This is a genomic window from Pseudomonas sp. BIGb0176 (genome assembly GCF_024810175.1).
In the GTDB taxonomy this organism is placed as follows: Bacteria; Pseudomonadota; Gammaproteobacteria; order Pseudomonadales; family Pseudomonadaceae; genus Aquipseudomonas; species Aquipseudomonas protegens.
In genome coordinates this window covers 466,429-481,309 of record NZ_JANUEC010000003.1, presented here as the reverse complement: position 1 = coordinate 481,309, position 14,881 = coordinate 466,429, and the positions used below count along the sequence as shown (strand labels likewise).

11 protein-coding genes are annotated in these 14,881 nt (G+C 61.2%); 5 read left to right on the top strand and 6 right to left on the bottom strand.

Going from position 1 to position 14,881, the window contains the following annotated elements:
• Positions 1 to 538: 538 nt before the first annotated feature.
• Positions 539 to 1,879 (top strand): OprD family porin, encoded by a 1,341-nt coding sequence (locus M2395_RS20300; protein ID WP_015636771.1) that lies wholly within the window; start codon positions 539 to 541, stop codon positions 1,877 to 1,879.
• Between the two features lie 275 nt (positions 1,880 to 2,154).
• Here M2395_RS20300 and M2395_RS20295 read toward each other — a convergent pair whose 3' ends face one another.
• Positions 2,155 to 2,997 (bottom strand): mechanosensitive ion channel family protein, encoded by an 843-nt coding sequence (locus tag M2395_RS20295; protein WP_011063028.1) that lies wholly within the window; start codon positions 2,995 to 2,997, stop codon positions 2,155 to 2,157.
• A gap of 136 nt (positions 2,998 to 3,133) precedes the next feature.
• Positions 3,134 to 3,619 (bottom strand): YajQ family cyclic di-GMP-binding protein, encoded by a 486-nt coding sequence (locus M2395_RS20290; protein ID WP_123431352.1) that lies wholly within the window; start codon positions 3,617 to 3,619, stop codon positions 3,134 to 3,136.
• Positions 3,620 to 3,762: 143 nt separating this feature from the next.
• Here M2395_RS20290 and M2395_RS20285 point away from each other — a divergent pair, with 143 nt between their 5' ends.
• Genes M2395_RS20285 through M2395_RS20275 form a run of 3 tightly spaced genes read left to right on the top strand, consistent with a single transcriptional unit; the run spans position 3,763 to position 7,340 of the window.
• A complete protein-coding gene (locus tag M2395_RS20285) occupies positions 3,763 to 4,680 on the top strand; it encodes a putative 2-dehydropantoate 2-reductase (protein ID WP_053153461.1) in 918 nt (305 codons plus the stop codon).
• A gap of 45 nt (positions 4,681 to 4,725) precedes the next feature.
• Positions 4,726 to 6,762 carry an ATP-binding protein gene (locus tag M2395_RS20280; protein ID WP_077934682.1) on the top strand — a complete coding sequence of 679 codons (2,037 nt, stop codon included), beginning with the start codon at positions 4,726 to 4,728 and terminating at the stop codon, positions 6,760 to 6,762.
• A gap of 2 nt (positions 6,763 to 6,764) precedes the next feature.
• On the top strand, positions 6,765 to 7,340 hold the full coding sequence (locus tag M2395_RS20275) for a cob(I)yrinic acid a,c-diamide adenosyltransferase (protein ID WP_065365300.1): 576 nt from the start codon (positions 6,765 to 6,767) through the stop codon (positions 7,338 to 7,340).
• Positions 7,341 to 7,441: 101 nt separating this feature from the next.
• Here M2395_RS20275 and M2395_RS20270 read toward each other — a convergent pair whose 3' ends face one another.
• The 3 genes from M2395_RS20270 to secA form a co-directional block, all read right to left on the bottom strand.
• Complete coding sequence (locus M2395_RS20270) at positions 7,442 to 8,386, bottom strand: Nudix family hydrolase (protein WP_123431353.1); 945 nt, start codon at positions 8,384 to 8,386, stop codon at positions 7,442 to 7,444.
• Between the two features lie 115 nt (positions 8,387 to 8,501).
• A complete protein-coding gene (gene argJ / locus M2395_RS20265; protein ID WP_077934684.1) occupies positions 8,502 to 9,719 on the bottom strand; it encodes a bifunctional glutamate N-acetyltransferase/amino-acid acetyltransferase ArgJ in 1,218 nt (405 codons plus the stop codon).
• Positions 9,720 to 9,839: 120 nt separating this feature from the next.
• Complete coding sequence (secA, locus tag M2395_RS20260; protein WP_011063035.1) at positions 9,840 to 12,581, bottom strand: preprotein translocase subunit SecA; 2,742 nt, start codon at positions 12,579 to 12,581, stop codon at positions 9,840 to 9,842.
• Between the two features lie 322 nt (positions 12,582 to 12,903).
• Between secA and M2395_RS20255 the strand changes: the two genes are divergently transcribed.
• Positions 12,904 to 13,359: a DUF721 domain-containing protein gene (locus M2395_RS20255; RefSeq protein ID WP_011063036.1), complete on the top strand. Its 456-nt coding sequence runs from the start codon at positions 12,904 to 12,906 to the stop codon at positions 13,357 to 13,359.
• A 14-nt stretch (positions 13,360 to 13,373) separates the two neighbouring features.
• Here M2395_RS20255 and M2395_RS20250 read toward each other — a convergent pair whose 3' ends face one another.
• Positions 13,374 to 14,861, bottom strand: a complete 1,488-nt coding sequence (locus tag M2395_RS20250) for a helicase HerA-like domain-containing protein (protein WP_053153471.1) — start codon at positions 14,859 to 14,861, stop codon at positions 13,374 to 13,376.
• Positions 14,862 to 14,881: the final 20 nt, after the last annotated feature.

Sequence of the window (14,881 nt, the reverse complement as noted above, 5' to 3'; positions counted from 1 at the left end):
CGGTAACGTTTCGCCGCACTGTGCAACTTAATGCACAGCCCTGCACCAGGAAAACCACAGAGTCAAGCCAAACAAAACGCCCCTTGAAACAGCGGTTTTATGCGGTTTTTACAGGCCCGAACGGCTCTTTGAAGAAAAATGGGTGGCTAGATTCAGTTTGTGCACGCTTGTTGCATTCAACCCCGCATCGTCTGCAACGGTCTAACGGAAGTCAGGCCTTACAGACTCATAATAATAGTGGCAGGGCTGCCCCGCGGTGCTTTTTAGAGTGTGTGCATGGGGACTTGTTTCCTTCATTCTCGGCTTCGAAAAACACTGCTGAAAGTTGTCGGCCTGGATACAGACTGACTGCAGAATTACGACGCCTATCGAGCAAATTGCGACAGGGCCGTAAAGAAGCTGAAAGGATAGATAGGCAAGTATCGCCAACATTGTCAGCGTGATATAAGTTTGCGCCGACACAAAAAGAAAGAGCCGCCCAGATAAAAAAACAGGTGGGACGGCAGTACTCTTCTAAAAACCAAAGGAGCAAATCACGATGCGCGTGATGAAGTGGAGCATGATCGCCCTGGCTGTATCAGCAGGCACCTCGCAGTTTGCAATTGCATCCTCCCAGGACGATGCAAAAGGCTTTATCGAAGACAGCACCCTGACCGCGAAAACTCGCGCAATGTACATGAACCGTGACTATAAGGACGGCGTTGGTAACGTGCGTCGTGGTAACGGTACTTACACCACAGGCACTGACGACAAAACCAGCGGCTACCGTCAAGACACCGGTATCAGCGAACTGCTCACCTATCAGTCCGGCTTCACTCAAGGCACCGTCGGCTTCGGCGTCGATGCCATGGCCATGGGCAGCGTGAAACTCGACGGCGGTTCGGGTCGTGCGGGTAACGGCCTGTTCGCCACCAATGGTTCCGGCGAGCCTGAAAACACCCAGTCGAAACTGGGCGGCGCTGCGAAGTTCCGCATCTCCGATACTGTACTGAAATACGGCAACCAGTTCGTATCCAGCCCAGTATTTACTACAGACGACGGCCGTCTGTTGCCTGAAGTTGCCACCGGTACCCTGATCACCAGCAACGAAATCAAGGGCCTGGAACTGATCGGTGGTCGCTTCACCGCATTGAGCGCCCAGACCGGCATGGGCCGTGACAGCATCAACGGTCGCAGCCGCGTTACTGGCAAACAGAACCCGGGCCTGAGCTCTGCAAACATCGTAGGTGCTACCTACTCGGGTCTTGAGAACTTCATTTTCGCCGTGCACGCTTCCGATGTTGAAGACTACTGGAAGAAGCAGTACTTCAACGTCAACTACACCCTGCCGCTGAGCGAAAAACAATCTCTGAACTTCGACTTCAACGGCTATCGCAGCAAGGATGATGGTAAGAAGCTGGCTGGCGACCTGGACAACCGCGTCTGGAGCCTGGCAGCTGCCTATAGCATCGAAGCCCACAAATTCACCGTGGCTTACCAGCAGTCCAGCGGCAAGACCGGCTACAACTACGGCGTTGATGGTGGTGGCACCGTTTACGTAGCCAACTCTGTGCAAATCTCCGACTTCGTGGGCGAAGACGAAAGATCCTGGCAGGCTCGCTACGACCTGAACATGGCCTCCTTCGGCGTGCCAGGCCTGAGCTTCATGACTCGCTACATTCGCGGCAGCAACGTTACCGTTGCTGACTCCAGTGACGGCAAAGAGCATGAATGGGACGTAGAAGCCAAGTACGTGCTTCAGGAAGGCCCGGCCAAAGACCTGTCCTTCCGTCTGCGTAACGCGATCTATCGTGGTACCAATAGCGATTACCGCGCGACCAACTACGACAACCTGAACGACCTGCGTCTGATCGTAGAGTACCCACTGAGCATCTTGTAATTCACGGCTCAGCGGATTGCTTTAACACGCAGTACTAATAAGAACCGCCAACCTGAGCCAGGTTGGCGGTTTTTTTTGCCTTGCAAAAGTACCCTATTGAACCCGCCGATCAAGATAGCAAGCTAACTAATAAAGTAGGCTTCAATAGCTACTTCAGACCTTGCCGATTCGAACTTACATAGTTGCCAAGTCCGAACTTGAAAACAAACAAGGGGCTGATAGCCCCTTGTCTTGAACAACATTAGCTGACCGAACGGCCAGGTCATGAAACTGACTTATTGCGCTGCTGCTTCCTGAACCACTCGAATCACCCGTTGTGGAAAAGGAATATCAATGCCCGCTGCCTTCAAGCGATCACGGGACAACTCATTGAACTGGAACAGCACGTCCCAATAGTCCGAAGTCTTGACCCATACCCGCAGCGACAGGGTAATAGCGCTATCGCCCAGGGTAGAAACCACAGCTACCGGGGCCGGATCGGCCAGTACCCGCTCATCCTTGGCCAGTTCCAGCAACACCTCGCGGGCCTTCTGCAGGTCCGCGTCATAGTCCACACCCACGTCGAACACCACCTTGCGGGTCGGTTGACGGTTGTAGTTGGTGATGATGCCGTTGGACAGGTTGCCGTTGGGCACGATCACTGTCTTGTTGTCACCGGTACGCAGCACGGTGTGGAAGATCTGGATGCTGTCGACGGTACCGCTGATGCCCTGGGCTTCGATCCAGTCACCGATACGAAACGGGCGGAACAGCAGGATCAATACCCCACCGGCGAAGTTCGCCAGGCTGCCTTGCAGGGCCAGGCCGATGGCCAGGCCGGCAGCACCGATCGCGGCCACGAAGGAGGTGGTTTCGACACCGATCATCGAAGCCACACTGACGATCAGCAGGACCTTGAGAATGATGTTGGCCAGGCTGCTGATAAAACCTTGCAGCGCCAGGTCGGCATTGCGCAGGGCCAGCAACTTGCCCACTTTGTGAGTCAGTTTGTTGATCAACCACCAGCCGATGGCCAGGGTGATGACAGCCAGCAGCACCCGGCTGCCGTATTCCATGATCATTGGAATCCAGGCCTGGGAGGCCCGGACCAGATTGTCTACTTCAGCGTTCAAATCCATCTATTTCTCCAGATTCCCGGGGTTGCGGCGCACATGACTGACAGGCAGAACGACCAGCCCCGCGGGAGCTCAATCGTTTCTGCCATTCCTCCGGCCTCGGACGCCAATAAGCTCTAGAGGTTCCCGGAGAAGCCGATCAATCGCGGAAGTTGTTGAATTGCAGCGGCATGCCGAACTCTTTGGCACGCAGGGCGGCGATGGCCTCTTGCAGGTCGTCACGCTTTTTGCCGGTCACTCGTACCTGCTCGCCCTGAATGGCGGCTTGCACTTTCAACTTGGCGTCCTTGATATGGGCGACGATTTTCTTCGCCAGTTCTTTATCGACACCTTCCTTGAGGACCGCTTCCTGCTTCATCACCTTGCCCGAGGCATAGGCGTCCTTGACCTCCAGGCACTGCACGTCGATCTTGCGCTTGACCAGGGCCAGCTTGAGAATCTCGATCATCGCTTCAAGCTGGAACTCGGCCTCGGCGGTCAGGTTGACGGTCAGTTCCTTGTCCTTGAACTCGAAGCTGCCCTTGCCCTTGAGGTCGTAACGGCGATCCAGTTCCTTGACGGCGTTTTCCACCGCGTTGGTGACTTCGTGCTTGTCCAGTTCGGATACCACGTCAAACGACGGCATGTAATCTCTCCAAATAAAAAGGGGCGCTGTTCAAAACATCGAACACGCCCGGCTTGCGGTTAAAATCCGCGCTCATTATAACGGGTCTTTCCCCTCCTTCACCCCGCGCCCTCCCCCGGGCGGCCAAACAGAGCGAAAACCTGATGTCCACCACCTGGCATGTTCTCGGCGCCGGCAGCCTCGGCACCCTGTGGGCCACCCGCCTGGCCCGCGCCGGCTTGCCGGTACGCCTGATTCTGCGTGACCCCGCCCGCTTGCGGGCCTATCAGGCGGCCGGCGGCCTGACCCTGGTAGAACAGGGCCAGAGCAGCCTGCTGGCAATTCCCGGAGAAACCAGCACCAGCAGCGCCCCCATCCAGCGCCTGTTGCTGGCCTGCAAGGCCTACGACGCCGAGGCGGCAGTGGCCAGCATCGCCCCGCGCCTGGAGCCGGGAGCCGAACTGATCCTGCTGCAGAACGGCCTGGGCAGCCAGGATGCCGTGGCCGCCCGAGTGCCCCAGGCACGCTGCATTGCCGCCTCCAGCACCGAGGGCGCCTTCCGCGATGGCGACTGGCGCGTGGTCTTTGCCGGCCACGGCTACACCTGGCTGGGGGACTCGGGGCACCCCACGCCGCCGATCTGGCTCGACGAATTGGCGGCCAGCGGCATTCCCCATGAATGGAGCACCCAGATCCTCACCCGGCTCTGGCGCAAGCTGGCACTCAACTGCGCGATCAACCCACTGACGGTACTGCACGACTGCCGTAACGGTGGCTTGCAGCAGCATCATTGCGAAGTGGCCACCCTGTGCGCCGAGCTGAGCGAGCTGCTGCAATGCTGCGGGCAACCCGCTGCCGCGCAAAACCTGCAACAGGAAGTGGAACGGGTGATCCTGGCCACCGCCGCCAACTATTCCTCCATGCACCAGGATGTCAGTAACGGGCGACGCACCGAAATCAGCTACCTGCTGGGTTACGCCTGTGAAGCCGCTGCCCGGCATCGCCTGCAACTGCCTCATCTGCAGCAGTTGCAACAGCGCCTGGTGAACCAGCTGCAGCAACGCGGATTGCCCAGCGCCTGAGCAGCGGCTACGCTCCCCACTTGCTCATTTCCAGCGATATAGCCGATGCCATTGCGCCAGCGCCTCGAAAACCTGCCAGTGGGCCAAAAGCTCCTGGCCGCCCTGCTTGTCCTGCTGACCACCGTTCTGCTGGTCGCCAACCTGACCTTTATCAGCGCGGCCTACTGGATCTCCCAGGAAAGCATGGCGCCCCAGGCGCTGCAGACCATTGGCCGCCTGGTGTCCAATCCGACCCTGGCGATCCAGGCGCTGAACTCTCCCGAAGATGCCGAGAAGCTGCTCAACGAACTCGACAGCTATACCCCGCTGCGGGCAGCCGCACTCTATGACGGCAAGGGCCAGCGCCTGGCCCAGTTGCAGCACGGCGAACGCCTCAAGCTGCCCGAACGCTACCGGCACATCGAAGCCTGGCAAATGACCGAGTTTCGCAGCAACCAGGTCATCACCCTGCCCCGCCCGGGCCAGGCCCCCGGCCACCTGCTGCTGGTGGCCACCAGCGAACTGCCGATGGCCTTCTACACCGGCACCCTGACCGCCAGCCTGGGAATCCTGATCTTCAGTGTGCTGCTGTGGCTGGTCATCGCCCGGCAGATCAAGCGCCTGATCACCCAGCCGATCCATCAGCTCGAGGAACTGTCGCGCCAGGTCACCCGCGAGGAGAACTACGCCCTGCGCGCAGCCCGGGGCAACCACGATGAAATCGGCAGCCTGGCAGAAGCCTTCAACACCATGCTGTCGCGTATCGAAGCTCGCGAGCAGCAGCTCAAGCGCGCCCGGGACGACTCCCAGGCCGCCTACGACCAGGCCCAGGGGCTGGCGGAGGAAACCCGCCATACCAACCGCAAGCTGGAACTGGAAGTCCAGGTGCGCAGCAAGATCGAGAAGAAGCTCACCGGCTTTCAGAACTACCTCAACAGCATCATCGACTCCATGCCCTCGGCGCTGATCGCTCTGGATGAACAGCTCTACGTCACCCAGTGGAACCAGGAAGCCAGCGCCCTGTCCGGCACCCGGCTCGACGAAGCCCTGAACCAGCCGATCTTCCTCGCCTTCGAACCGCTCAAGCCGTTCCTGCCGCAACTCAAGGAAACCGTCGAGCAGCACACGGTGACCAAGGTGGAGCGGGTCACCTGGTTCAAGGACGAAGAACCCAAGCACTACGCCCTGACCTTCTACCCCCTGATGGGGGGCGCCGGACGCGGGGTGGTGATCCGTATCGACGACATCACCCAGCGCCTGTCCCTGGAGGAGATGATGGTGCAATCGGAGAAAATGCTTTCGGTGGGCGGCCTCGCGGCCGGCATGGCCCATGAGATCAACAACCCGCTGGGAGCGATCCTGCACAACGTACAGAACATTCGCCGACGACTGTCTACCGACCTGCCAAAGAACCTTGAGCACGCGCAGCAGATCGGTGTTGAACTGCAGACCGTCAATCGCTACCTGGAAAGCCGCGAAGTGCCGCAACTGCTCGATGGCATTCAGCAGGCCGGAGCCCGGGCGGCGAAGATCGTCACCCACATGCTCAGCTTCAGCCGGCGCAGCAACCGCCAGATGGCCCCCTGCGACCTGCCGGCGCTGATCGACCAGGCGGTGGAGATCGCCAGCAACGACTTCGACCTGGCCATTGGCTTCGACTTCAAGGGCCAGGCGATCATTCGCCAGTTCGACCCGAACCTGGGCCCGGTTGCCGGCACTGCCAACGAACTGGAACAGGTGCTGCTCAACCTGCTGAAAAACGCCGCCCAGGCCATCCATCAGCGCGAAGATGACAGCGAACCCGGACGTATCATCCTGCGTACCCGTTTGAATCCGCCCTGGGCAGAGATCCAGGTGGAGGACAACGGAATCGGCATGAGCGAAAACGTGCGCAAGCGTACCTTCGAGCCCTTCTTCACCACCAAGGAAATCGGCCAGGGCACCGGGCTCGGCCTGTCGGTGTCGTACTTCATCATCACCAATAACCACAAGGGGCAGATGGAGGTGCAGTCCACTCGCGGGCAGGGCACTTGCTTCACCTTGCGCCTGCCCCTGGCCAGCAGCCAGCCGCTGGTCCAAGAACCGTTACCACTGGAGAACTGAACATGGGCTTTCGCTTGTCGAAGATCTACACCCGCACTGGCGACAAAGGCGAAACCGGACTGGGGGATGGCCGTCGGGTGCCCAAGGATCACCCTCGGGTCGAAGCCATTGGCGAGGTTGATACCCTGAACAGCCAATTGGGCCTGCTACTGGCAGGCCTCGGTGAGCAGAGCGGTGACTGCCCCGGGCTCGAGGAAGTGATCACAGTGCTGGCTCCCTGTCAGCATCGGTTGTTCGACCTGGGTGGCGAGCTGGCGATGCCGGTCTATCAGGCCCTCAACGAGGCTGAAGTACAGCGCCTGGAGGCGGCCATCGATCTGTGGAACGAGGAGTTGGGCCCGCTGGAGAACTTCATCCTGCCCGGCGGCTCGGCGCTGATCGCCCAGGCCCATGTCTGCCGCAGCCTGGCCCGCAGCGCCGAACGTCGCTGTCAGCACCTGAATGCCGTTGAGCCTTTGCAAGGGGTTGGGCTGGCCTACATCAATCGCCTGTCGGACCTGCTGTTTGTCGCCGCCCGACTGATCGCCAAGCGCCAGGGCATTGCCGAAATCCTCTGGCAGGCCGCCGCCAAGCCCTGACCACGCGGCTTGCGGGCGAAAGGGCCTGCAAGCGCCCGACGATGCCTCTCAGGCAAGCCTGCTCCCGCAGACCTGGGCCCAGGCTGCCATTGAGGATGTCTTCAATCCTGCGGCCAGAAGGCGCGGATACCCGCTACACCTTGAGCACCCGCTGCCCAGGCCTGCTGGCATTCGGCGGGCCCCACGCCACCCAGCAGATACACCGGCTTGTTGAAACCGCCGATCAGTTGCTCGGCCTGTTGCCAGCCCAATGGCTGTGCATCCGGATGAGTCTGGGTGGGCTGTACCGGAGACAAGGTCACGAAGTCCACGTCCATCTGCTGGGCCAGGGACAGCTCCTCGGCGTTATGGCAAGAAGCCGCCAACCAGCGATCCTTGCCGAACGGCCGCCCGGCGCTGGCGTACTTGCGCAGTTGCGCCGCAGTGATGTGCCAGCCCGCCGAGGGGAAATCCCCCAGCCATTCGAAGGGCCCCTTGAGCATCAGTTGCGCCTTGCCGGCGCACAGGCCCACCGCATCCACCGCCAGGTCGCGGTATTGCGGATCGTAGCCGCCGGGAGCCCGCAGTTGAATCAGCTTGCAGCCCTGGGCCACGGCTTTTTGCATGCCTCGCAGCAGGGTCGGGGTTTCCAGGCCTTCCGGGGTGATCAGGTAGTGGGCTGGCAGACGCGCGGCAGCGACAATCGGCTGATTGGCCGCGGGGAACTCATAGTCGGCCAGCTCACGAGCAGTGACCCAGGCCAGAGGTTGCCCTTCGGCGCCGTGAGGCTCACCGCTGAACGCCGAGACTTCCCAAACATCCAGCAGTACCTGCTTGTCCGGATAATCGTGCTGCACCTTGATCAGCGGGCGCGCTGCGGTGACGGCGATGCCCAGTTCTTCCTGTAGCTCGCGGGCCAGCGCGGCTTCGACCGCCTCCCCGGGCTCGACCTTGCCGCCGGGGAACTCCCACAGGCCACCTTGATGCTGAGTATCGGCACGCCGGGCAATCAGGATCTTGCCGCTGGCATCCCGGATAACGGCCGCAGCCACATGTACTCGTTTCACCGCACTACTTCCTCTGCTCAGGCATGTTGGCCAGGCCCTTGCGGGCCGGGCGTTGGATCTGCGCTTCGCCGGCAAGCCGGCTCCTACAGCAGGAGCGGCAACGCCGGCGAGGTTCTTAGGTGCGGTATTCCGCGTTGATCTTCACGTATTCGTGAGACAGGTCGGTGGTCCAGATGGTTTCGCTGCACGCGCCACGGCCCAGTTCGATGCGGATGGTGATTTCTTCCTGCTGCATCACCGCCGCGCCCTGGGCTTCGGTGTAGCTGGCAGCACGGGCGCCACGGCTGGCAATGCAGACTTCACCGAGGAACACGTCGATCTTGCTGACATCCAGGTCCGGCACCCCGGCACGACCTACTGCCGCCAGGATGCGGCCCCAGTTCGGGTCCGAAGCGAACAGCGCGGTCTTGATCAGTGGCGAGTGAGCCACGGTGTAGCCCACGTCCAGGCACTCCTGGTAAGTAGCCCCGCCGTTGACGTCCACAGTGACGAACTTGGTCGCGCCCTCACCGTCACGGACGATGGCCTGGGCCACTTCCATGCACACCTCGAACACCGCCTGCTTCAGGGCAGCGAACAGCGGGCCCTCGGCCTTGGTGATTTCCGGCAGCTTGGCCTGCCCCGTGGCGATCAGCATGCAGCAGTCGTTGGTCGACGTGTCGCCGTCGATGGTGATGCGGTTGAAGGACTTGTTGGCACCGTCCAGCAACAGGTTCTGCAGCACTTCGCGGGAGACTTTGGCGTCAGTGGCGATGTAGCCGAGCATGGTTGCCATGTTCGGGCGGATCATCCCCGCGCCTTTGCTGATGCCGGTCACGGTGATGGTCACGCCATCATGCTGGAACTGGCGGCTGGCGCCCTTGGGCAGGGTGTCGGTGGTCATGATGCCAGTGGCGGCGGCAGCCCAGTTGTCCACGGACAGGTCGTCCAGCGCAGCTTGCAAAGCGCCTTCGATTTTCTCTACCGGCAATGGCTCGCCGATCACCCCGGTGGAGTAAGGCAGCACGGCGCTGGCATCGACGCCGGTCAGCTCCGCCAGCTTGGCGCAGGTGCGGGACGCCGCGGCCAGGCCCGGCTCACCAGTGCCGGCGTTGGCGTTACCGGTGTTGGTCAGCAGATACCGCACCGGGCCTTGTACCCGCTGCTTGGCCAGAATCACCGGTGCGGCGCAGAACGCGTTGAGGGTGAACACCCCCGCCACCGTGGAGCCTTCGGCACAACGCATGACCACCACATCCTTGCGCCCCGGGCGCTTGATGCCGGCCGAAGCGATACCGAGCTCGAAGCCGGCAACCGGGTGCAACGTAGGCAAAGGACCAAGACCAACAGCCATGAATGCGCTCCTCTTATCAGGTGTCTGCACCGTCGTCTCAAAAGACGGTGCCGCAAATGGAAAAACGCCGCGACGGCTGATGCCGTCACGGCGCGGGTGTTTCAGTGTCTGGCGGGGATCTTAGTTGATCTGGCCGTGACAGTGTTTGTACTTCTTGCCCGAACCGCAGTAGCACAGTTCATTGCGGCCAAGCTTCTGCTCGTTGCGCACTGGCGCGGTGGCCAGGGCCACATCGACCTCGACGCCCTCTTCCAGGGCTTCCGGCTGATCCAGCCCCGGTGCCTCGGCGTGTTCAAACTGCATGCGCTGGGCCAGAGCCTCGGCTTCCTGACGCAGGCGAGCCTCTTCCTCGGCCGGGTCTTCGCGACGCACCTGGACGTGGGACAGCACGCGGATCGAGTCGCGCTTGATGGAGTCGAGCAACTCGGAGAACAGGGTGAAGGATTCGCGCTTGTACTCCTGCTTCGGGTTCTTCTGCGCGTAACCACGCAGGTGAATACCGTGACGCAGGTGGTCCATGGTCGACAGGTGGTCTTTCCACAGGTCGTCCAGTACCCGCAGAACAATCTGCTTCTCGAAAGTGCGCAGGGCTTCGGCACCGGCCTGGTCTTCTTTCTCGTTGTACGCGGCGATCAGCTCGTTGAGCAGCTTCTCGCGCAGGGTTTCCTCGTACAGGTGATCGTCTTCGTCGAGCCATTGCTGGATCGGCAGGCTGACACCGAAGCCACTCTGGATGGCTTCTTCCAGGCCTGCCACGTCCCACTGCTCAGGCAGCGATTGCGGCGGGATGTGGGCGCTGACGGTAGCGTTGAGCACGTCCTGGCGGAAGTCGGCGATGGTTTCGCCAATGTTGTCCGCGGCCAACAAGGTGTTGCGCATGTGATAGATCACTTTACGCTGCTCGTTGTTGACGTCGTCGAACTCCAGCAATTGCTTGCGGATGTCGAAGTTGCGGCCTTCGACCTTGCGCTGGGCCTTCTCGATGGCGTTGGTCACCATGCGGTGCTCGATCGCCTCGCCGGACTGCATGCCCAGGGCCTTCATGAAGTTCTTCACCCGGTCAGAGGCGAAGATACGCATCAGGCTGTCTTCCAGGGACAGGTAGAAGCGGCTGGAACCGGCGTCGCCCTGGCGGCCGGCACGGCCACGCAGCTGGTTGTCGATACGACGGGACTCATGGCGCTCGGAAGCGATCACCTGCAGGCCACCGGACTCCAGCACTTGCTGGTGACGCTTCTGCCAGTCGGCCTTGATCTGGGCGATCTGCTCCGGAGTCGGGTTCTCCAGGGAAGCCACTTCCACTTCCCAGTTGCCGCCCAACAGGATGTCGGTACCACGACCGGCCATGTTGGTGGCGATGGTCAGGGCGCCCGGGCGACCGGCCTGGGCAATGATTTCCGCTTCCTTTTCGTGGAACTTGGCGTTCAGGACCTTGTGCTCGATGCCTTCCTTGTTGAGCAGGTTGGACATGTGCTCGGACGTTTCGATGGTCGCGGTGCCTACCAGCACCGGACGGCCCTGGGTCATGCACTCCTTGATGTCGTTGATGATCGCGGCGTATTTCTCGTCCGCGGTCAGGAACACCAGGTCGTTGTAGTCCTTACGGGCCAGCGGCTTGTTAGGCGGAATCACCATCACCTGCAGACCGTAGATCTGATGGAACTCGAAGGCTTCGGTGTCGGCGGTGCCGGTCATGCCGGACAGCTTGGTGTACAGACGGAAGTAGTTCTGGAAGGTGGTCGAGGCCAGGGTCTGGCTCTCGGCCTGGATATTGAGGTTTTCCTTGGCTTCGATGGCCTGGTGCAGGCCTTCGGACAAGCGGCGACCGGGCATGGTACGACCGGTGTGTTCGTCCACCAGGACCACCTGCCCATCCTGGACGATGTATTCAACGTTGCGGTTGAACAGCTTGTGCGCACGCAGGCCGGCGTAAACGTGGGTCAACAGGCCCAGGTTGTGCGCCGAGTAGAGGCTTTCGCCTTCAGCCAGCAGGCCGACCTGGGTCAGCATTTCTTCGATGAACTGGTGACCGGCTTCGTTGAGCTCGACCTGGCGGGTCTTCTCGTCGACGGTGAAGTGCCCGGCCTTGGTGACCTGGCCTTCCACTTCCTCGATGTGCTGCTCGAGGCGCGGGATCAGCTTGTTGATCTCGGTGTACAGGCGGGAGCTGTCCTCAGCCTGGCCGGAAATGATCAACGGAGTACGGGCTTCGTCGATGAGGATCGAGTCGACTTCGTCGATCACGGCAAAATTGAGCTCGCGCTGGAACTTGTCTTCCATGCTGAAAGCCATGTTGTCGCGCAGGTAGTCGAAACCGAATTCGTTGTTGGTGCCGTAGGTGATGTCGGCGGCGTAAGCAGCACGTTTCTCTTCAGGCGGCTGGAACGGCGTGACCACGCCGACGCTCAGGCCGAGGAATTCGTACAGCGGGCGCATCCAGTTGGCGTCGCGGCGAGCCAGGTAGTCGTTCACGGTCACCACGTGCACGCCCTTGCCGGACAGCGCATTGAGGTACACACCCAGGGTCGCTACCAGAGTCTTGCCCTCACCGGTGCGCATCTCGGCGATCTTGCCTTCATGCAAGGTCATGCCGCCGATCAGCTGCACATCGAAGTGGCGCATTCCCATGATCCGCTTACCGGCTTCACGGGCGACCGCGAAGGCTTCGGGAAGCAGTTTGTCGAGGGTTTCACCCTTGGCGATACGGGCCTTGAACTCGGCAGTCTTGGCACGCAATTGATCGTCCGAAAGGGCCACCATTTGCTCTTCGAAGGCATTGACGATCTGTACCGTCTTGAGCATGCGTTTGACTTCACGCTCGTTCTTGCTTCCAAAAAGTTTCTTTAACAAAGGCGCAAACATATCGGCAGGATCTTCCACACATAGGGTTGGAGGGCGGCCCCGTGAGTCGCCCGAGCAGCCCTCATGGCCGCATGCGAACGAGCATTCTACCCGGAAACGATGGTGAGGAAAGTGGCGTTATTCCACGATGCTGGCACAGCGCTGTGACGGGGCTCACCTAAAATAAGGGCTTTTCGCTGAACTTCAAGCCCATTGACCACAGAAGTTAATGATTACGATCAGCAAAGAACTAGAAATTGATCAAAGTACGAACAAGCGATGGCACCGGCGTGGCGGGCGCTTTCTGCTACCATGGCGCCTCTGTAACTTCAGGTTTCTGATCATGGCATTTCGCCCCCTTACGGCACGCGCTCCCGCCGTTCTTCTTCGCGAAGCCAAGCCTCTGAAAGCCATACTCGGCCACGCCCAGCGCCTGGCACATCTGCAGCGCCTGCTGGAAAGCCAGCTGCAGCCGGCCGCTCGCGAACATTGCCACGTTGCTTCCTGGCGTGAAGGCAGCCTGCTGCTGATCGTCACCGACGGGCACTGGGCAACGCGCCTGCGCTATCAGCAAAAGCGCCTGCAACGTCAATTGCTGGAGTTCAACGAGTTCAGCAACCTGACGCGCATCCTGTTCAAGGTCCAGCCGCCGACGGTCCAGCAAGGGGCCGCGGGACACACCATGGACCTGTCGAACAACGCCGCTGAAACCATCCAGGCCACCGCAGAGGGCATCACCGATCCCAACCTGCGCGCGGCCCTGGAGCGCCTGGCCAGCCACGCCAAACCGCGGGGCTGACTCAAGCCTGTACTTCAGCGCCGCTTGCTGCCGCCGAGCAGGGAACCCATCAAGCCCCGCACCAGTTGCCGTCCCAATTGATTAGCCGCCTGGCGCATGGCCGACTTCAATGCCTGCCCGGCAGCCGTGCCAAGGAACTCACCCGCCCGGTCGGCCAGGCTGGGCTCTTCAGCCGCTGCTTTGCCAGAAGGCTGCTGATCCTGCGGTGCCAACTCCTTGCGCCCCAGCAACACTTCATAGGCTGATTCGCGGTCGATCGGTTTGTCATAGCGCCCCAGCAGCGGCGAACTGGCGATCAGGGCCTGGCGCTCGGCCTCGGTCAGCGGCCCGATCCGCGACTGCGGCGGCGCCACCAGTACCCGCTGGACCATTTCTGGCGTGCCCTTGTCCTGCAAGGTGCCCACCAGCGCTTCGCCGATGCCCAGCTCGGTCAGTACCGCCAGCGCATCGAAGGCGGGGTTGGGACGGAAACCATCCGCCACGGCGCGCAGGGACTTCTGTTCCTTGGCAGTAAAGGCCCGCAAGCCATGCTGGATACGCAATCCCAATTGAGCCAGGACATTGTCCGGCAGGTCCCCGGGCGACTGGGTAACGAAATACACCCCCACACCTTTGGAACGAATCAGCCGCACCACCTGCTCCAGCCGGTCCTGCAAGGCCTTGGGAGTACCGGCGAACAGCAGGTGCGCTTCGTCGAAGAACAGCGCCAGCAGCGGCTTGTCCGCATCGCCCCGCTCCGGCAGTTGCTCGAACAGCTCGGCCAGCAGCCATAAAAGGAAGGTCGCATAGACTTTCGGCGCCTCATGCACGAGGCGGCTGGCATCGAGCAGATGAATCCGCCCACGACCATCGGCGGCCGGCTGCAGAATGTCCTCCAGCTGCAACGCCGGCTCACCGAACAGTGCTTCGGCGCCCTGCTGCTCCAAGGTCGCCAGGCGCCGCAACAGCGCCTGGCTGGAGCCGGTAGTCATCAACGCAGCATCGTCCCCGAGCAGCTGCGGGTTGTCCTTGAGGTGGTTGAGCAGCGCCTTGAGGTCCTTCAGGTCGAGCAGCAACAGGCCTTCGCGATCAGCCACCTTGAACGCCGCATAGAGCGCCGACTGCTGGCTGTCGGTGAGTTCCAGCAAACTGCCCAGCAGCAGCGGGCCCATTTCGCTCAGGGTGGTGCGCAGAGGATGACCGCTTTGCCCATGGATATCCCACAGGGTCACCGGATAGGCCTGTGGTTGATGCTTGAGCCAGGGCATGCCGGCGATCCGCTCGGCAACCTTGCCCTGGGGGTTGCCCGCAGCCCCCAGCCCACAGAGGTCGCCTTTGATGTCTGCGGCAAATACCGCCACCCCGGCATCACTGAAGGCTTCTGCAAGGCGCTGCAGGGTGACGGTCTTGCCGGTGCCCGTGGCGCCCGCCACCAGACCGTGGCGGTTGGCCAGGCGCATGGCCTGGGCGATCGGCAGGCCATCGAGGCCGGCACCGATTACGAGTTGCGATGAGTCAGGCATTTTGTCACCCCTGGTTAATC